Source organism: Aliterella atlantica CENA595, assembly GCF_000952155.1.
In the GTDB taxonomy this organism is placed as follows: Bacteria; Cyanobacteriota; Cyanobacteriia; order Cyanobacteriales; family Chroococcidiopsidaceae; genus Aliterella; species Aliterella atlantica.
In genome coordinates, this window is the sequence record NZ_JYON01000002.1 from 31,272 (window position 1) to 50,015 (window position 18,744).

Below are 18,744 nucleotides of genomic sequence, written 5' to 3' on the forward strand. Positions count from 1 at the left end.
AACCAGGCTTTCATCTGCGTTTATCCGCACGGCAGGTGCTACAAGTCGGCAAAGCTGCTTTGAGCGTACTGCCTCGTGTATCTGCGTTCGCTACCTTCTTGTAGTCTTTGCCACTTGCCTGTACTAATAAGATAGAGCAGGAGAGATATTCAAGATGAAACCTAAAATTATTGTCCTAGACGACGATCCTACAGGTTCCCAAACTGTGCATAGCTGTTTGCTGCTAACTCTGTGGGATGTAGATACTCTCCGGCTAGGTTTGCAAGATGAATCGCCAATATTTTTTATTTTGACAAATACGCGATCGCTTACTCCCGCGCAGGCTACAAAAGTTACTAGAGAAGTTTGCCACAATCTAAAAGCAGCTATAGCTGCAGAAAACATCCAAGATTTTTTAATCGTCAGTCGTTCCGACTCTACTTTGCGCGGACATTATCCCATCGAAACAGACGTAATTGCCCAAGAGTTAGGACCTTTTGACGCTCATTTTCTGGTTCCAGCTTTCTTTGAAGGCGGACGATTTACTCGTGATAGCATCCATTATTTAATTGTGGATGGCGTACCTACACCAGTCCACGAGACAGAATTTGCCCGCGATTCAGTGTTTAGTTACAGTCATAGCTACTTACCCGACTATGTAGCCGAAAAGACTCAAGGACGCATTGCGGCTAATGATGTGGAAAGATTTTTATTAGCAGATATTCGTGGCGGGAATGCTACTTTAGATCGTTTGCTAGCGCTGTCAGGGAATAAATGCGTCGCTGTTGATGGCGAAAATCAAGAGGATTTGAATCGCTTTGCTCAAGATATTCTCACCGCAGCTAGTAGAGGAAAACGCTTTTTGTTTCGCAGCGCTGCTAGTATTTTAACTGCTTTAGCAGCTTTACCGCCCCAACCTATAGCAGCCGCAGAAATGTCTCAATACGTGCGCGGTGGTAAACCAGGGGCGTTTATTGTCGGTTCTCACGTCAAAAAAACTACCGAACAGTTGCAACAATTGCTGCAAGCGCCTGGTATAGTCGGCATTGAGGTAGATGTTGCCCAATTACTTGATGATTCTATCCAACCGCCTTCTTTACTAACGCAAATTCTCGAACAAATACAGCAAGTAATAAAAGCTGGTAGAACTCCTGTAGTTTATACCAGCCGCCAAGAATTAGTATTTGCAGATGTGCAAGCGCGGTTGCAGTTTGGCGCAGATGTTTCAGCTTTGCTGATGGATATCGTGCGCGGTTTGCCTCCTGAGTTGGGATATTTAGTCAGTAAAGGTGGTATTACCTCCAATGATGTCCTGAGTACAGGACTAGCTTTGACTTCAGCGCGGTTGTTAGGGCAAATTCTAGCTGGTTGCTCGATGGTTCGCACTCCCGCCGACCATCCGCGTTTTCCCAATTTACCTGTAGTATTATTTCCAGGAAATGTAGGCGATGCTGAGGCTTTGGTAACGGTTTACAATCGCCTCAGCAGCAATCGTGAGTTAGACAAGTAGCTCAATTATCTGCTACTTGAACGATTGATTGGGCGATGATGACGCAAACGAGTTAGTCGATAAAGCCGCGATCGCTCTAGCGTACTGCGGATCGTTGGGAGTTGCGACCAATGCGGGGTTAGAACTTAATGTCTGTGCTTGTGCTTCTGTTAAATCGAGTTTGATGTTGGGTGTAATTCCCTTGTGGCTAATGTCAGTACCTTTGGGGGTGTAGTAGTGAGCAATTGTCACTGCTAAACCAGAACCGTCAGAAAGTGAATGTACCGACTGTACTAAAGCTTTGCCAAAAGTTTGACTGCCAACAATTACGGCTCGATTGTTGTCTTGCAACGCCCCAGCTAAAATCTCGCTGGCACTAGCTGAATTGCCATCTACCAATACAGCTAAAGGACGATTAGTTAAAGATGTGCGATTGGCAATAGATTGGTCGCTAGCACCTGCTCGATCTACTGTCTTGACAATAGCACCGTTTTCCATCCACATCCGCGCAATCTCAATACTTGCCTGCAATAATCCGCCTGGATTACCACGCAAATCTAGCACGTACGCATCAACTTGTTGGCGATTTAAGTCTTGAATTGCTCTTTGCATTTGCTCGGCAGCATGAGAACTAAATTCTCTTAAGCTAATATAGCCAACCCGCCTTTTGCCTTCTTGCTTGAGAGTGTATCGAACTGTTGGCACTTCAATTGTGGCGCGTGTCAACCTCAAGTCAGTAGTTTTGCCCGAACGTCCAATTCTTAAAGTAATTAACGTTCCAGCCTTACCGCGAATCAGACTAGATGCTTGTTGTACGTCTAGCCCTCTAGTTGGTTTGCCATTGATAGCTAAAATCTCATCACCAGCTTTAATTCCAGCAGCCAGCGCCGGAGAATTGGCGATCGCTTCTACAACAGTAAGTTTATTGGTTTTTTCGTTGAGTTCCAAACGAATTCCTACACCAGAGAGTTCACCTGATGTTTGATCTGTAAGCGCTTCAAACTGTTTGGGATCGAGAAAGCGCGTATAGGGATCGTTCAGCTTTTCTAAAGCTTGTTTGACTGCTGTATAAGCTTGTTCTTTTGACGTGTAGTTTCGGCTCAATAAGTCTTGTCTAACTGTTTGCCAGTTAATTTTGTTGAACGTGCCGTCTACGTACTCTGTGTTTACGAGTTGCCAGACTTCATCGACTAAAATTTTCGGGCTATTGTCTTGTAATGAAGTGCGAATGGAGCGACTGGAAACTGGAGCATATACGGACAAAGTAGCAGTAGTAGCGATCGCTCCACTAACTAGGGCAATTTGGAATGGTGAGAAGCGTCTTGAGGATTGCAGCATTGAGATTGGCTTTTGGAAGGATTGGTTAAAAGCTAATTCACTCAGGCATAACTACCACTTTAAAAATGTGGTAGTAATTGGATCGAATATACACCCGACTAACGGTTTTGTGGGGGTAAACAGAGTTTACGCTCTATTTTAACCGCGAAATCTCTATTACTATAATCTCGCTTTTTGTCTGAGAAATTGTATTTCATGGCAGTTTTTTGTCCTCTCTAGTCCTACACAACTATCTGTCTCTACTACTGCATCTAGGTTTGATGCCTTAACTGCAGCTATCGCACACTATGTTGGCTCAACTGTCAAGAGCGCAACGGTAGAATTCACTATTAATATTTTTACAAAACTTAATATCGAGACAAGATTTAAGGTTTCTTTTGCAGCAAGCGATCGCTCATGTTAGAAGTTTTTCCAGCGCTACCTGGAAAAAGGATAGTGTGAGGTGAAGGTGTAAAGTAAAACATATTCTACTGGCGATCGCGCAACAATAAGCTCGTTAACTAAAAAGAGCAGTAATTTAAGCAGTTTGCCCATGAGCAACATCTACAATTCTGGCTTCTAAAGCTTAACAAAACAATATGCCACGTACTTTACTGTTTCAAAAACTGATCTATGCGCTGCAGCAAGCGCGCCGGGAAAACCTCAAAGCGGAAGGCAAACCCCTACCACTGACAAAAGAGCAGTATAAATGGACGCGACGGCGCTTGCTCCGCTACGCAACCTTAGCTGGAGGTGCTGCTGTTGCTACCAGTACATTATCTCGTGCCGCAGGAGCGCAAAATAAAAGTCGTCAGCCTACTATTGCGATCGTCGGTGGCGGGATTGCTGGACTTAATGCTGCATACCAACTGAAAAAAGCTGGGATAAAAGCAACCGTTTATGAAGCTAGCGGGCGATTGGGAGGACGCATCCAGTCATTTACAGGAGTTGTTGGTACGGGTTTAGTGACAGATTTGGGCGGTTCGCTGATTAATAGCGAACATGAAGATATACTTACCCTAGCTAGAGAATTTGGGCTGAAATTATTCGATCGCAATCAAGATGCAGAGCGATCGCCATTTCCTGCAGTGGGATACTTTTTTGATGGTAAGATTCGCTCTGAAGGCGAAATTGCCAATTTACTGCGATCGCTTGCCCAACAAATTAGTCAAGATGCCGCTCTAATAGACGAAGATTTCGAGCGTTTTGCACCCAAGTTCGATCGCCTATCGGTTGCTCAGTATCTAGACAAGCACGCTGACAAAATTCCCGAACCCTATATTCGCGAATTGATTGAAGCCTCGATTCGTACCGAATACGGTGTTGAAGCAAAAGATTCTTCCTTGTTGCAACTGCTATTTAACTTGCCTACTGTCGATGGACAACAAGTAGAAGTTTTAGGGAATAGCGATGAAGCATTCGTGTTCCAGGAGGGTAGTGGCAAGATTATCGACCAATTAGCATCAACTCTTAGCGATCGCATTTACACTGCAAAGAAACTTACCAAGATTCAATCGCAATCTAGAGGCTTTTGCTTAACCTTTAACAACAATTATGAAGTCAATGCAGATTACGTAATTATTGCCATTCCTTTCCAGGTTCTCCGCAATGTGGATTTGCAAGTAAACTTAAAGCCAAAATTCAGACGTTTTATCAATGAAGTCAATCTTGGCTCGAATGAAAAGCTTATATCAGGTTTTGATAAGAAAATCTGGCGACAAGCAACAGGGTTTGTTGCAGAAATTTGGACAGATCTAGAATTTTCTGAAGCTTGGGACGAAACCCAAAGGCAAACAGATAGAACCGATGGTGCGCTGACATTCTTATGCGGTGGCGATCGAGTCAAAGCCATTAGGTCAAGGAGTCCTCAATCTGTAGGCAAGGAGTTTGTTAACCAATTTGATAGCATTATCCCAGGAGCAAAAAACGCCGCTAATAATAAATTTCTACTGACACAATGGTACAAAGATCCCTTTATCAAGGGGGCATACACTAATTTCAAACCAGGACAGCTTACAGAATTTGGAGAATTTCTGTATATTGAATCAGACGACCCTCAAGAGCGCCAAGATGTCAATGTAGGTAATTTGGTGTTTGCTGGCGAACATTTGAGCGATGAATTCTATGGATTCATGAATGGTGCTGCACAAACTGGTCGGCTAGCGGCTGAATTAGTAGTCAGGAAGATTAGCGCAAAAGTATAGGATAGAGCGATCGCTATATTGAGAAGCGATCGCCGCAAGTTAGCTAAAAGTTCTTTGCAAGACGATAAATCCGTTGGCAGGAATAATAACCCGAATATTGCCGTTGCTAGCAGAAATAGTTGCGCCAGAATTACCGATATTGTTACCGCCGTAGATTTGTGCGTCGCTGTTAAAAACTTCTCGCCACCTAGCTGTCGGTATATGCGAAGCCCAAATCGTATAACCGTCACCAAAATAGTAGTTGTTAAGACTAGCAACAACTAGCAACTCTTCTGTATCATCCCAACGCCTAAAAGCAATAACTCGATTAGCGTTGTGGACGTGGACAATATCGATTTGGTGCGACTTCACGGCAGAATGATTGAGCCGAAACTGAATCAAATCTTGATAAAATATAAACAATCGAGCGCTATTAGTAGCCCGTTCCTGCTGCAAGTTTTCGCGGTTGTTGATAAAGTCACCGTAGCGATATTGCCTTTGCGCGCCAATTTCCTCACCCATCAAGAACATCGGCGTACCAGCCGACAGCACAGACATACCAACAGCAAAACGACAACGAGATTCAGCTACGCGGCGGGTTTCACCAATTAAGGGGGCAGAATTTACAGCTGATGCGATCGTCCGTCTAGACTCCACTCGATTTCCTGCCTCGTTGTAGTATGAATTACCAGCCTCATCGTGGGATTCATGATATACCACTTTGTTGTGACCGGATGCTGCCAACGCTCCAGCAAAATAATCCATTGCTAAAGGTTGGTCTTGTCCGTAACCAGCAGTAGGAATAAGTTTCGCGTATTCATTTCCTTGCCTAGCATCGCCGATCAAATGATGGTAAAAATTAGAGTACCAAGTTGCATCAAAACCCAATCCACCGACATCGGGAGATTGGGTAACTCGCTCCCAATCGGAATGATCTTCAGCCATCAGCATTACAGACGGTTTGATTAACTTTAAAGTCCGCGTCCATTCTCTTAAAAATTTAGCGCCAAAAGCATTGACATTACCTAACGGTCTACCATCGGCGTGTAGCACGTTGTATAAATGCATAGAAGTAGTTTGATCGACTCTAAAGCCGTCAATGTGGAACTCTTCTACAAGTTCGGCAGCACTGCTAATAAACATCTGCCGCACCATTTGTTCGTGAAAGCGGGGGGCAAAACCTGTAGACATATTGTCGACATAGCCGCCGTCTGGCTGCGGATAATTACTAGAGTTGCCTTCGTACCAGTAATAGATATTTTGCTGCGGATTATCAGCATCGTACAGCCATTCTGCCCGTTCGGCATCTGGGGAATAATGGTTGTAAACTACATCTAAAATTACTGCAATACCGTTGCGGTGACATTCTCTAACAAAATGTTTGAGTTGATCTCGACCGCCAGCGCTGTATTCTAAGGCAAAATAGTGGGAAGTTTCGTAGCCCCAATTTTGCTCGTCGCGAAATTCTGCCATTGGTAGTAGTTCAACGGCGTTGATGCCCAAATCTACTAAATAAGGCAGCAACTCCATTGCATCGGCAAAGTTTCCTGGTCTATTATTGCCATTACCAAGAGCGCCGATATGTAGTTCGTAGATGACTAAATCTTCAACGCGGGTGGGAATTGGGCGATCGCTTCTATACTCATTACGCCAAAATTCTGCTTCTGGGATAAACTGGTTTTGATTCCATCCCTGTTCGGCAAAGTCTCTAGATACTTGCTCAAAATCGATGACTACAGAACAGCTTACAGATCCGTCAAGCTCGGTGTAGCTTCCTGTATAGCTATTTCCTCGCGGGTTTGTGTTACCTCTACCCATTTGGCAGCGGGAGTATAAATCGGTGCGGTAAGCTACTCTTCCCCCTGGCTTGGTGATTCGATACATATAGGGTGCGCGGTTGAAATTAGTAAAATCTCCTGTGCCATTGGTTTGCCAAATTCCCCCGCTTTGCCTAGCCATTGGTAGAGTTGCTGGCGAAGTAACTATTCCATTACCATCATCAGCAATATATCCGCTACCGTTACCAAATACGACTTCTACATTTTCTGCATTTGGCGACCAGAGGGTAAAGCGAATTTCTGGTTGAGTTGTGCTAGCAGGATAGTATTTTTGAGCGCCTAGTCGGCGACAATGAGTTAAATAATAAGTTTCTTGCTGGGGTTGAGTGCTGGGAGTTCTTAACTCAAAGCTACGGTAGCATTCTAGAGAATTTTGGTCGTCGATTTCTGTGACGATTCCCCAGACATTAGTACCCACATCGTTGTCTAAGATAACGCCCCAACGAAATAACCAGCCTATTTGCGAGTCATCTAACTGTACTGTGGCAGTGAAGCAAGGACAACCATCTGCGCCTGTAATTTGTTGCATGGGAATAGATGACCACTGGTTGGAGTAGCGGTTGTTTGTATCCCAACTTCCGGTCAAGCGGACGTTGCGAAAGATGTTTCTGCTTAGTCCTGTAATGTAGGTAAATTGGACGGTAATAAGAGCCATTGTTTTTAATTCGTAATTCGTAATTCGTAATTTGCGTATTGGAATAGGAAGATCCCCTTGTCTCTCAAATCTCAATTAAAGGTAGGGGAAAATTTGTAGCTAGGGAGCGTTTGCGGCTTCGGGGATGCGACTGTTGATGTCTGCATCTTCTAGTTGCGGCGGGTTTTCTTGGTCTACGTATCCTTGACTGATTTCTACGATGTTGCCGTTGGGGTCTGCTACCCAGACTGTGCGCCATCCTGGGATAAAGTCGTCGAAGTTGAGCGGTCCTAATGCGATTTTTGCTTCGTCTTTCATTTCGGCTAGTTTGGCATCAACGTTGTCAACTTGAAATGCTAAATGCCGCCATGCAGGATATTGAGGACCGTCATTTGTTGGTGGAGGAACAGGAGATTCGGCGCTGGCTTGGAATAGTTCTAGGTACATTTGTCCTAGTTTGATAAATACTATTTGTTGGTCGCCTAATGGTACGACTCTGGCTCTGGTAAAGCCGAAATATTTGGTGTAAAACTTTTCTGTGGCGATCGCATCAGTGCAGCTAATCGCTATGTGTGAGAATGTTAGTAATCCCATTTGAGTTTGTGTGATATCTAAGGTGTTTGTATTTTTTGAACGAACTGCTAAGTCGCAGAGAACGCATTTACGATCGCTGTTTGATTAGGTCTGAGACTTTTTCGCCAATCATGACTATGCCTGTATGGCAGTTTCCTGAAGGCACAACAGGCATTACACTGGCATCAGCTACTCTCAATCCCTCAACTCCATAAACGCGCAATTGTGGGTCTACTACTGCCATCGCATCTTGTCCCATTTTGCATGAACCAGCTTGGTGATGGTAGGAATCGGCTCTTTGCTTGACAAATTCTGTCAGTTGTGCGTGAGTTTTTACGCTTGGTCCAGGGATTAGTTCTTGCTTAATCCACTTAGAGAAAGCTTTGGTTGCAAAGATGTCCTGGGCAATTTCTACGCCTTGAATTAGTCTTTCTACATCTGCTTGTTCGCTGAGGTAGTTGGGGTTAACTAATGGCTTGTCTAGGGGGTTGTTGCTAGCTAACTTAATCCAGCCGCGTGACATGGGGCGCACAACTCCAGGTAAGATACTCACGGAGTTGGGATATCCTTGACCAACAATGATGTCAAAGGGGACGTGGACAAAGGCAATTTGTAGGTCTGGTCCTATCCAGCCTGGTGCTGACTTGCAAAATAGGGCGCTTTCTGACAAGTTTAAGTTTGGTGGCGGTACTGGTTGGGATGCTTCGCAGATTACACCTGTAAGTACGTGGTTGTGGAAGTTTTCGCCGACACCTGGCACGTCTGCAACGATGGGAATGTTGAATTCTTTGAGATAGTTGGGGTTGCCGATACCAGAGAGTAATAGTAGTTTGGGTGATTCTAGCGCCCCAGCGCAGACTATGACCTCACAGTTGGCGTAGGTGGTTTTAGCTGTGCCATCTTGGATGTATTCTATGCCGATCGCGCGATCGCCTTTAAATAAAATCTTGGTCGCTTGAGAGTTGGTACTTAAAGTTAGATTCGGACGTGGTAAGGCGGGAAATAGATAAGCAACTGCCATGCTATGACGCTTACCGTCTTTAATGTTGACATGATGCCAGCCCACACCTTCCATAGTAGGACCGTTAAAGTCTGGCGTGTAAGGATAGCCTAGTTCTAAACAAGCATCGATAAATGCGGATGATGTGGGGTTGGGGTTGTGCAATTTGGCATTAGCTACGTGCAACATTCCGCCTTTACCCGCCCAAGGACTGGTATCATCTTCTTGGTCTTCTAGTTTTTGGAAGTAGGGCAAAACATCTGTATACGCCCAGCCAGGACAACCGTTATATGCCCAGTTATCGTAGTCTGAGGTATGCCCGCGAATGTGCATCATGATGTACAAGTTGCTGCTACCGCCAGGGATTTTGCCGCGTGGTTCGTGGGTAATGCGACCATCTAAGCCTGGTTGGGCGACGCTGGTATAGTTCCAATCGACGTTGGAACCAAGAAGGCTAAACCAAGCAGAAGGATTATCGACAGTAGGGGGAATATTTGCGCCGCCAGCTTCTAATACTAACACCTTGCAGTCGGGGTTTTCGCTGAGGCGGTTGGCAACAACTGACCCTGCTGAACCTGCGCCGACAATTATATAATCATACTGATTCATAAAGCCTCTATAAGGGCGATTTGAAAGTTTTTTTTTGAAGTTGTATTGATGAGAAATAGTCATGTTTGACTCCTCTCCCTGCAGGGAGAGGTAAGTAATAATTAGCCTAAACTTTGATTTACAAAGGGATCGAAAGGTCTAGTGTCGTGAAAGTTAGCCATATAGGCAATCTTGCCATCTTTAAATCGGAAGTAATTAGCAACATTTGCTTCTATGGGTACGCCACTAGCATTGGCGGCTGAAATATGCGAAACAACGCAAGCTTCATCACCATTAATGACAATATGTTGAGGATTATTTTGAAACTTAGAATAACCTCTTTCTATACCACCAATTGCGCCTTCTAAGATGCTAATGCCTTCTACATGACCTGCAAGTTGTTCGTCCATAACTATGTTTTTGTCAAACAATGATAGCCAAGTATTCCAATCACCTGCATTAGCAGATTCGTAGTATTTTTCAATTACATCTTTAGCGTTCATGTCAACTCCTGTTTACAGATTAGGAAAACCTTCTAGGGGTGTCAAAGCATCAACAATATATGTGCTGATAACTAAATTTTGCGTGTCGGGCGATCGCTTAATTACCCATCTTTGCGCTGCATCAAAAGCTAACCGTTCGCTATTTGCTGCTGGTGCATTCCAACGGCTAGCTTCCCAACGTACTACTAACTGAACTTCGGCTTGCTGCGATGCAGTATTAATGTCTAAAGACTGCATTGTATGCACTTCGTCAAAAAATATGTGAATTACGCCGTCATACCACGATCTAAATTCATCTAAACCATGCAAAGTTACTTCTGGTAATTGCATTTCTAGATTCTCAGGTGCTAGTAGAGGTAACATTTCCTCAACTGGTGCATGAACATCTAGTTTTACAAACCAATCGGTTACTAATTGCCTAACTTCTGCTTCAGAAATTCGGGTTAAAGTAGTCATTGTATTTACTTAGTCCTGATAGTAGTTCCGCCACTGATAAGGTTTTTGACCATATCGCTGCTGATGAAAGTATGAGGAAAACCTAAATCGATTTGACTGACTAAATCTAGATACGCCATTTGTTCGGGCGTGAGAATAAAGTCTAAACAGCCTAAATTATCTTCAAGTTGCCCAATAGTTCTAGCGCCGATAATAGGAATTAGAGTACCAGGTTTTTGCAGCAGCCAATTTAGGGCAACTTGGGCAGGTGACTTGCCTATTTCTTGGGCAACCTTTTCTACGGCTTGACTGATAGTTGTGTTGCGATCGCTTTGCTTGTATGCAACCATCATAGCGCGTCCGCTATCTACTTCTGTTTGCTGATTTTTACTATGTTTTCCAGTTAGTAAACCGCTAGCTAATGGCGACCAAGGCATAATCGCAATATCGAACTCTCTTGCCATTGGCAATAAATCTTTTTCGGGAGTACGTTCGACTAAGTTGTACTCAGTTTGCAGGGCGACAAAAGGTGTCCAGCCGCTCAATTTAGCTAGAGTATTTGCTTGAGAAATTTTCCAGCAGGTGTATCAGAAATACCTAAATAAAGGATTTTTCCGGCTCTAACTAAGTCGTCTAAAGCCCGCATTACTTCTTCGATGGGCGTGCGAAATTCCCAACAGTGTAACCAATACAAATCGATATAATCTGTTCGCAACCTTTTTAAACTTGCTTCTACAGATTGAATCAAGTTCTTGCGATGATTTCCGCCTGCATTGGGATCGCCTGGGCGCGTATTTAAGCTGTACTTAGTTGCTAATACTAATTGCTCTCTTTTATCGCCGATAAACTCTCCTAAAAAAGTTTCGCTTGTACCGTTGGCGTAGTTATTTGCCGTGTCGATAAAGTTACCGCCGCGTTCGATGTATAAATCGAACATTTTGCGGCTTTCTGCTTTATCTGCGCCAATTATCCAATCAGTACCGAAAGTCATAGTACCTAAGCAAAGTGGCGAAACGCGCAGTCCGCTGTTACCTAGCAAACGAAATTGATTTAGTTCTTGCATTGGTTGCACCTTGTATTAATTCGTAATTCGTAATTAAAAAAGCTGGAATTTGTGAGGGAATTCGCGCATTTGTAATTAAAAATCTGGGATTTTTGGGTGAAGCTGTTTTTAGCGATCGCTTCCCTAGTTATGTCTAACTCCAAAATTCATCGAATTGGGCTGTACCATCGCCCGAAATGACTCCTCTACCTTCTACTACTTTGCCGTCGCGCCAGCGGAGGATGTGAACTACGTCTATGTCTAGGCGTTTGTTTCGATCTCCAGCGCGGTGTCCAGTGTTGTGTCTGATGTCTGCGGATAAGTCTCCGGTGATAATTACTCCTTCCCAGGACATTTGAAAGCTGTTGTCGGTGAGAATGCCTACTTTTTCCATGAAAGTTAGGAACTCATCTAAGCCTCTTTTCCAACCGGATAGCTGGTTGTGTCCTGGTACAAGCCACGCCATGTCTTCAGCCCAATATTCGGCAATAACGTTTCTGTCACCAGTTGCTAAAGCGTCGTAGGCTTTTCTGAGGCGGTCTTCGTTCACGCGCAGGCTGCGCTGTCTTTCGGATGTAGCTATTCCTGACCTCATCATTTCTTCGGTCATTAGCTGTCCGCCTTGAATACTCCAAGCGCCTGATTGCACTTCATCGACTAGGGCGTAGGTATAGGGACGGACAATATCCCCTAATACAGAGGCTAAACTATTACTCAATTCCTGGGCAATTTCACCTTTTTGATCTGCACTGGCGAAGCCTTCTAAAAGGGTAACTCTGATAACTGGCATTTGAATTTCTCCTTGTTAATTAATGAAGCGTATAAATTAAACTTGTTGCAAAAGTAGGCAATAGAACCCAAAATTGGCAATCTGTATTTCTTTCTCCCTTGTCCATCAAACTACTGACTTATGCAACAGGTCTTTTAACTAGCTAAACGGTCGGGAATAGGTTTGAGGGCGTAAACTGCCGAAAAGAAGTTATCGACGCTATGCTGATCGCTGATATAAACTTGGACGTTGGCAATTTTGCCGTCGCGGATTTGGTAATGGGTGCAATTATTGGCATCTAAAACTGCGCCGTTGGTTTGTCCGTGTCCTCGATGGACTTCAACAACGCTGTCTGCACCAAAAGGTTCGATACCAATTAAATCGACTTGGATACCTGCTTTATTTAACTGAGTAAAAAAGGCAATTACTTCTTCTGCGCCGTTTTTTACCCCTGCTAGCGGGTGTCGTCCAGGTAAACGCCAAACTAAGTCTGGGGCAAAGATTTCTTGACGAATTGTATCCATATCGCCGCGATTGAAACATTCGTACATTCTTTGGACGATTTCTACGTTAGGGCTTGCCATTGTTTTGCTCCTTAATTGGGTAGTTCGTTAGAAATTACTAAATCGATCAAAAAGGGTCCGTTGTGAGACAGTGCTAAAGCTATAGCTGGGCGAATTTGTTCGGGAGTTTCCACGCGCAACGCTTGCACTCCCATCGCTTGGGCTAATTTGTCAAAACGGATATCTGGATTATGCAGGTCAAAAGAATCGGGAAAAGTATGAGCGGGAATTTGGCGATCGCGCCAAAACTGTAAAATATTCATCTTCAAGATGCGATAGCTGCGATTGTTGCAAATCACAAACTTGGCATTAATCTTGTGATGCGCCGCCGTCCACAGTGCTTGGATGGTGTACATAGCTCCGCCATCGCCTGTAAAGCCAATTACAGTCTTATCGGGCTGGGCTAACTTGATACCAATTGCGCCAGGAATACCTACACCCAATGAACCGCCCCGCGTCTGAAAGTAATGTCCGATAGTTGTGGGCGGAATATAGCGACACAGTTCTTCGGAATGAGTAATCGCTTCATCAAATACGATCGCATCGTAGGGTAGTTGGCTTGCGAGTTCCTGGGCAAACTGCGATAAATGCAGAGGTACAGAACCCATGACTCTTTTATCTGCGGCAAGTTGATTGGCAAGTTGCTGTTTTTTAGCACCTGTCAGTTCAACTACTCGCTCGCTTGCTGCTGTTTGCTGCCCAAATGTCATGCTATGTTCTAATTCTTCAGCCACCTTGGCTAAGGTGAGTTTAGGATCGCTAACTAATCCCAAATCCACAGGGAAATTTTTCGCTATTTCATAGGCATTCAAGTCAATGTGAATTACTTTTGCACCAATAGCAAATACATCCGACAAAGCTGGAAATACTTCAGGAAAAACATAAGTACCGCAGATTAAAACTACATCTGCTGGGGATGTAATCCGGCGGCTACTGCTACCAAACATATGCCCCAACAAGCCACCAAACAAAGGATGAGTAGCATCCATATTTGGTTCTGAGAAGTCAGCGCCCCAAACTTGTGCGCCAAGCAGTTCCGCAACGCGAGTTACTTCTGCTTGGGCATTGGAAAACGCTATGCCATCGCCGACAATAATTAGCGGTTTAGTAGCATTAGCTAGCATAGTTGCAACTTGGGCGATCGCACTATCAGATGGTGCAACCTGCGTCATCGGCAAAGAAGTAGGTACAATTTCTTCCGTAATCGGCGCATCTAGGATATCTTCAGGCAAAGAGATAAATACAGGTCCCATTGGTGGGGTAGCTGCAATCTTAATCGCCCGTCTTAGTACCCGCAGTAAAGAAGCACTATCGACAACTCGCGTCGCCCATTTAGTTACAGGCTTTGCCATGCCTACTAAATCTGCCGCCATCTGCGAGTCCATCGCATCGTACCGGATACCCGCCTCACCAGCGATGACAACTAAAGGTGCATGACCGCGCATTGCTTGATACATCATGCCAATGCCATTACCCAAACCAACACCACTATGCAGTTGCACAACAGTAGGTTTTTTCGTAACGCGGGCATAACCATCAGCCAAAGCTACAGCGATCGTTTCTTGCAAGGCAAAGATATATTTAAAATCTGGGTAATTGCTTAAAGCATCAAGGAATCCCTGTTCAACCGTTCCAGGGTTGCCAAACATATACTTAATGCCATCAGCCAAAAGCTGCTCAATAATCGCAAACCGTCCAGTCTTAACAGCCATAACTCCTAAATCCTAATCAGAAAAAGTAGTATTAACTTGATCTGCGCATTCTTAACTTACTGACTCAAAACTACTCACCATCGAGCAAACATTCGTAACTCAAAACTCAAAACTTAAAACTCAAAACTACTACCAGCCGTAGCGTCTCAACCCTTGCTCTAAAACTTCCACAACCTTTTGCCCAGTCATGTAAGAATCTGGAGTTGAGCGACCTGTGATAAATGGGTAATCAACAATTACTGATGTTTCTTTGCCCACATTGCCGTGATAGCCTCCTTCTGGTCCTGTAGCATCGCGCAAGATGTACTCTAAGGGATAGAACGGGGGACCGAAGTTAATGCTGCCTAAACTGGGATTGATGTTTTCGCCCATAAATCCCGTCCCGTCTTTGTAGTCGTATTCCAAGCAATGACCTGTGACGTGCTTGCCCCAAATAATGCTCTGGCGATCGCCTATATCCCGCGCAAAGGCTAGAGCTGGTACGCCGTAACACTCTGCAGCGATGGGCTTGCCCATCTGATAAAAGCACAAAATCAGATCGTGGACTCTAAAGTTATTGACTAAATCCACCATCGGACCTGCACCGCCGACAATCAACATCGTGTCGTATTGTTGCAAGTCTGTTGCTTTCAACCCGTCGAGCTGGCGATAATACTCTTCCATTTCGCGGATGAATTTGGGCGAACTCCAATAAGGGCGTTCTGGCAACCATTCGCGCAGGTTTTTGGGATTATCTAGGCGTGGGTTGTTGGGGTCGTCTATTGCTTTTACTTTGTCTGCCATATCTTGAGAAACTACAGTTCGTCCTAATGGCGGATCGATGTATGTAGCGTCCATGCTGACAGAGATAGCTACTGGTCTTTTACCTGTAGGAGTGGCAAAATCAACTTGGTATCCGGCGTTATCGAAGGTTTCTAAAGGACCAATTAGTTCTTCTCCCCAGTAACCCCATTCTGAAAGGATAATTAAAACTTTTTTCATGACTTCATCTCCTGTGGTTTGTTAAATGCGATCGCTTATTCAACGAAAAAATCTGAGTCTGTCAGGTTAGTTGCAGGAAAACACCTTGATTTGACTTGTGTTGCAGTTAAGCAATTGCGGTAGTTCGCGCCGCGATATTTCAACTTAGGTTCGGGTGCGGGTAGAACTTGCCCGAATTGTTGAATTGTGTATTCTACGCCGCGATATTTTGCTGTTGTTTCGCTTTCCAAGATTCTGCGTGTGGGGGCGGGTTCGTAAGCAATGCCGCGATATGAGAGTTTCATCTTTTACTCCTTGTAGGTTATTGTCATTTGGCGAAGAAACAGCCTAATTATGAGAATCTGCCATTGGGATTGAAAAGTTTGAATGGACAAAGAGGGATTGCTAAGTAGGTTATTGCCTACTCCGTGTTTGTTGGATGTGCCTATTTAGGAAATAGTGGAAATACTTGCTTGCGGCTATTGAGCGACAATTAGATGAGCGATCGCTTCAATAAATTTATCTACATCTGCACCGGATCTACCTGTTACTACATCGCCGTCTACAACTATTCCTGATGCTGATGGCGTGTAAATTGCTCCGGCGTTAGCGATGTCTGCAAGCACTACTTCATGACAAATAACTTTGCGTCCTTTAAGCAAGTCTGGGATTGGTGTGAGTATCCACAAGCCATGACACAAGAAACCTTTGATAATTTGGGGGTTGTGCATTGCTTTAGCGAACAACTGCACTGCTGGGGCGGTTTGCGTCTGCTGGGGGCTAATTGCTTGTCCCTCTGGCGGTTGAAAGTAACGCAGACGTACGCTGGTGTAGTTAGCCGCCATAATTACCGCTGCATATTCGTTGATGTCTGCATTTTGGAAGTCCATATTTACATCTAAATATTGGAGTTCTTTGCCTACTTCATCGACATCGCTGACAAAACGGGCGCTTGGTTGGTTCCACAGCCGCGACATTAAATGCACTGTTGCGCCTAATTCGGGGAATTTTGTTTGATAAGCTACAATTTCTTCGGGAATGTACTCAGTTTCTACGAGTACGGCGATTTTTTTGCCTGCTAGCGGTAGTACCATCTTATTTATCCTTTCCACTTACAGGAGTAAATTGGACGATGATTTCTGCTTCGGAACCGAGTTTTAGTTCTTCTTCGCTTAATTCGATGCGGAAATTATCTGGATCTAGAGTAGTGCGATCGCTTCCATCTATACTGACTCTGGTAACTTCCAAAGTACCTGGTTTTACAAAGTCTGGTAGCACGTTAATTGAGCGCTGACGACAGTTTGCATTCGGCTTGAAGTATAAGCAGAAAGGTTCTTTGGTTACATAAGAACTGATATAAACGTGAGCCAAGTAATTCAGTTCAAAGGAATGGTAGCCTGAAATTGAGTGACTGCCTTTATTGCCATATTCGCCTTGAACTACAGGTACGCCTGAGTCTGTAACTCGGAAATAAATACCTTTGTTTTCTCGATCTAGGAAAAATAAGTTCCAGAATGAGGCTGTTTCTCTTGCCAATTGTAAATACTCGTTCTTTTGGTCTTTATCTTCATTGGTACAGCCGTAGAGGATAAAGTAAGCTAAAATTGCTTGCTCCTGTTGCCAAAAGTCTTTGGTATTATTCCAAGGAAATTCTATCGGCATATCGTTTTTGGGGTTGCGTTCTACGGCATCAAATAGCCCGCCTCGGAATAAATCTATTCCTGTCTCTACCATCGAATTGCCTAATTTATCTGCTAGCTGCATCAAGCGATCGCCTAACTGCTTTAATTCATCATTAGATTGCGAATAATAATAGTTAGCAACGCGAGTCAAATTCCAAGAAATTTTCAAATTGTGTCCGACTACAGCCCGATCTTGTTGCCAGCGCCAGTTTTTATCTGGTTTCCAATCTTTAAAGAACTTCTCATTCACAAAAGGAACGCTGGGATCGGGATCGGGGAACTTTTCTAAAATAATTCTCGATGTGTTATAAAGAATTACTTTACAAGTTTCTAGAAATTCATTAATTTCCTCATACCCACCATCTTTTTTCGGCAATGGTTCTAAAGCCAAAATTAAGTTAACTAGATAAGCCGGAATATGATCGCCAATCGAGTTCCAATTTTTACGCGCCTGGTTATGACCTAATGCGCTGCTATCTGGAGTCATTGTGGCATAATCAAGATGCGAGAAATAATCTCCAAAGGCGTTTACGCCATACTCTGATTCGCGATCTAAAAAGAAATCATTAAAGGCGCAAACTGTCCGTTTAATATCATCCAAAACTTCCCAATCTAGCGTAATTCGGTAGTATTGAGTTAGTCCTGCTAAAGCATAAATTTGTTCGTATAGGGGAATTGTATCGCGGTCATCTTCATTGAGCGATCGCATATACAATTGATAGCTAAACTTGGTTTTACGCTTGCCAAAAGCCCAAAAACAATGCTTGCCATCATGCGTCAAGCTGCGAAAAGTTTCGCGTTGGTACTGTACTCCAGCACGCGCGGCGGAAAGGTAACGTTCGCATCCAGTTAATAAATAAGCTGAGGAAAGTCCGTATATTAATCTAGATAAAGTTGCACATTCTTGAATGTTATCGTCTGCTGGCAAACCAATAATATTTAAATTAGTTTGGTAGAGGGCATAATCATCAATTTCGTAAGTTTGTTTGTTGGGAAATAAAAAACCTAACCAAGTATCAGCAAACCGAGAAATCTGGGTTAACCACCAATGAGTTTCTTCAAATAAAAACTCTCCATCTGCTGATTGAAGCAAGTTAACATTTCGCGCATCAAAACGCTTTTTTTCGCCATCTTCTAAATAAACACCTTGTAAAATTACTAAGCGATTTGGCTGGATATACTTAGCAATTAATTGTTGTGGCGTTCCTGCAAAACCTTCAGGATTTGGGATGCGATCGCGATTTACTCCATCTAAATTTTGGACAAAACCAAACTGCGTTTCTCTACCTACAGAAACTAGAAACTCATCGCCACTGCGACATTCAATTGTAAATTCGTTTGCGTTTTGATTTTCATTAACTACTTTTCCTGTCAAAGTTGTGTTTAATGTAAATCGCCTCATCTATTTCTCCTTTAAATTTGTGTTGACATACGCTTTTCTACTGTTGTTATTAGTTTAGTTATAAAAATATTTGCC

At 43.8% G+C, this 18,744-nt stretch carries 15 protein-coding genes and 1 pseudogene; 2 read left to right on the forward strand and 14 right to left on the reverse strand.

What is annotated here, in order from left to right; genetic code table 11:
- Window positions 1–154 precede the first annotated feature (154 nt).
- The gene (locus UH38_RS02685; protein WP_045053090.1) at window positions 155–1,489 is read left to right on the forward strand and encodes a four-carbon acid sugar kinase family protein; all 1,335 of its coding nucleotides are present in this window, start codon (window positions 155–157) and stop codon (window positions 1,487–1,489) included.
- 12 nt (window positions 1,490–1,501) lie between these two features.
- Here UH38_RS02685 and ctpB read toward each other — a convergent pair whose 3' ends face one another.
- Complete coding sequence (ctpB, locus tag UH38_RS02690) at window positions 1,502–2,806, reverse strand: carboxyl-terminal processing protease CtpB (RefSeq protein WP_045053091.1); 1,305 nt, start codon at window positions 2,804–2,806, stop codon at window positions 1,502–1,504.
- Window positions 2,807–3,384: 578 nt separating this feature from the next.
- Between ctpB and UH38_RS02695 the strand changes: the two genes are divergently transcribed.
- Window positions 3,385–4,989 carry a flavin monoamine oxidase family protein gene (locus UH38_RS02695; RefSeq protein ID WP_045053092.1) on the forward strand — a complete coding sequence of 535 codons (1,605 nt, stop codon included), beginning with the start codon at window positions 3,385–3,387 and terminating at the stop codon, window positions 4,987–4,989.
- Window positions 4,990–5,028: 39 nt separating this feature from the next.
- Here the strand turns inward: UH38_RS02695 and UH38_RS02700 are convergent, their stop codons facing one another.
- The 13 genes and pseudogenes from UH38_RS02700 to UH38_RS02760 form a co-directional block, all read right to left on the reverse strand.
- Window positions 5,029–7,461 carry an alpha-amylase family glycosyl hydrolase gene (locus tag UH38_RS02700; protein WP_045053093.1) on the reverse strand — a complete coding sequence of 811 codons (2,433 nt, stop codon included), beginning with the start codon at window positions 7,459–7,461 and terminating at the stop codon, window positions 5,029–5,031.
- 99 nt (window positions 7,462–7,560) lie between these two features.
- A complete protein-coding gene (locus tag UH38_RS02705) occupies window positions 7,561–8,034 on the reverse strand; it encodes a VOC family protein (RefSeq protein ID WP_045053094.1) in 474 nt (157 codons plus the stop codon).
- A gap of 67 nt (window positions 8,035–8,101) precedes the next feature.
- A complete protein-coding gene (locus tag UH38_RS02710; protein ID WP_045053315.1) occupies window positions 8,102–9,622 on the reverse strand; it encodes a GMC family oxidoreductase in 1,521 nt (506 codons plus the stop codon).
- A 101-nt stretch (window positions 9,623–9,723) separates the two neighbouring features.
- Entirely contained in the window at window positions 9,724–10,104 is a 381-nt protein-coding gene (locus UH38_RS02715) for a nuclear transport factor 2 family protein (protein WP_045053095.1), read from the reverse strand.
- Window positions 10,105–10,116: 12 nt separating this feature from the next.
- Window positions 10,117–10,560: a hypothetical protein gene (locus UH38_RS02720; protein ID WP_045053096.1), complete on the reverse strand. Its 444-nt coding sequence runs from the start codon at window positions 10,558–10,560 to the stop codon at window positions 10,117–10,119.
- 5 nt (window positions 10,561–10,565) lie between these two features.
- Window positions 10,566–11,602 (reverse strand): annotated as a pseudogene (locus tag UH38_RS28060) (aldo/keto reductase).
- Window positions 11,603–11,735: 133 nt separating this feature from the next.
- Window positions 11,736–12,371, reverse strand: a complete 636-nt coding sequence (locus UH38_RS02730; RefSeq protein WP_052672230.1) for a nuclear transport factor 2 family protein — start codon at window positions 12,369–12,371, stop codon at window positions 11,736–11,738.
- Window positions 12,372–12,505: 134 nt separating this feature from the next.
- Window positions 12,506–12,934, reverse strand: coding sequence for a nuclear transport factor 2 family protein (locus UH38_RS02735; RefSeq protein ID WP_045053097.1), 429 nt, complete (start codon window positions 12,932–12,934; stop codon window positions 12,506–12,508).
- A gap of 11 nt (window positions 12,935–12,945) precedes the next feature.
- Complete coding sequence (locus tag UH38_RS02740) at window positions 12,946–14,625, reverse strand: thiamine pyrophosphate-binding protein (protein ID WP_045053098.1); 1,680 nt, start codon at window positions 14,623–14,625, stop codon at window positions 12,946–12,948.
- Window positions 14,626–14,754: 129 nt separating this feature from the next.
- A complete protein-coding gene (locus tag UH38_RS02745) occupies window positions 14,755–15,606 on the reverse strand; it encodes a type 1 glutamine amidotransferase domain-containing protein (protein ID WP_045053099.1) in 852 nt (283 codons plus the stop codon).
- 35 nt (window positions 15,607–15,641) lie between these two features.
- Window positions 15,642–15,890 carry a DUF4278 domain-containing protein gene (locus UH38_RS02750; protein ID WP_045053100.1) on the reverse strand — a complete coding sequence of 83 codons (249 nt, stop codon included), beginning with the start codon at window positions 15,888–15,890 and terminating at the stop codon, window positions 15,642–15,644.
- Between the two features lie 174 nt (window positions 15,891–16,064).
- On the reverse strand, window positions 16,065–16,679 hold the full coding sequence (locus UH38_RS02755) for a DJ-1/PfpI family protein (protein WP_045053101.1): 615 nt from the start codon (window positions 16,677–16,679) through the stop codon (window positions 16,065–16,067).
- 1 nt (window position 16,680) lies between these two features.
- Window positions 16,681–18,669: an AGE family epimerase/isomerase gene (locus tag UH38_RS02760; RefSeq protein WP_045053102.1), complete on the reverse strand. Its 1,989-nt coding sequence runs from the start codon at window positions 18,667–18,669 to the stop codon at window positions 16,681–16,683.
- Between the last annotated feature and the right edge of the window lie 75 nt (window positions 18,670–18,744).

Excerpts from the sequence above, each read along its gene's own strand:
- UH38_RS02695 (WP_045053092.1), top strand. The coding sequence starts at position 3,385 with ATGCCACGTACTTTACTGTTTCAAAAACTGATCTATGCGCTGCAGCAA.
- UH38_RS02735 (WP_045053097.1), bottom strand. The coding sequence starts at position 12,934 with ATGGCAAGCCCTAACGTAGAAATCGTCCAAAGAATGTACGAATGTTTC.
- UH38_RS02745 (WP_045053099.1), bottom strand. The coding sequence starts at position 15,606 with ATGAAAAAAGTTTTAATTATCCTTTCAGAATGGGGTTACTGGGGAGAA.
- UH38_RS02700 (WP_045053093.1), bottom strand. The coding sequence starts at position 7,461 with ATGGCTCTTATTACCGTCCAATTTACCTACATTACAGGACTAAGCAGA.
- UH38_RS02740 (WP_045053098.1), bottom strand. The coding sequence starts at position 14,625 with ATGGCTGTTAAGACTGGACGGTTTGCGATTATTGAGCAGCTTTTGGCT.
- UH38_RS02685 (WP_045053090.1), top strand. The coding sequence starts at position 155 with ATGAAACCTAAAATTATTGTCCTAGACGACGATCCTACAGGTTCCCAA.
- UH38_RS02715 (WP_045053095.1), bottom strand. The coding sequence starts at position 10,104 with ATGAACGCTAAAGATGTAATTGAAAAATACTACGAATCTGCTAATGCA.
- UH38_RS02710 (WP_045053315.1), bottom strand. The coding sequence starts at position 9,622 with ATGAATCAGTATGATTATATAATTGTCGGCGCAGGTTCAGCAGGGTCA.
- UH38_RS02760 (WP_045053102.1), bottom strand. The coding sequence starts at position 18,669 with ATGAGGCGATTTACATTAAACACAACTTTGACAGGAAAAGTAGTTAAT.
- UH38_RS02750 (WP_045053100.1), bottom strand. The coding sequence starts at position 15,890 with ATGAAACTCTCATATCGCGGCATTGCTTACGAACCCGCCCCCACACGC.
- UH38_RS02705 (WP_045053094.1), bottom strand. The coding sequence starts at position 8,034 with ATGGGATTACTAACATTCTCACACATAGCGATTAGCTGCACTGATGCG.
- UH38_RS02755 (WP_045053101.1), bottom strand. The coding sequence starts at position 16,679 with ATGGTACTACCGCTAGCAGGCAAAAAAATCGCCGTACTCGTAGAAACT.
- UH38_RS02730 (WP_052672230.1), bottom strand. The coding sequence starts at position 12,371 with ATGCCAGTTATCAGAGTTACCCTTTTAGAAGGCTTCGCCAGTGCAGAT.
- ctpB (WP_045053091.1), bottom strand. The coding sequence starts at position 2,806 with ATGCTGCAATCCTCAAGACGCTTCTCACCATTCCAAATTGCCCTAGTT.
- UH38_RS02720 (WP_045053096.1), bottom strand. The coding sequence starts at position 10,560 with ATGACTACTTTAACCCGAATTTCTGAAGCAGAAGTTAGGCAATTAGTA.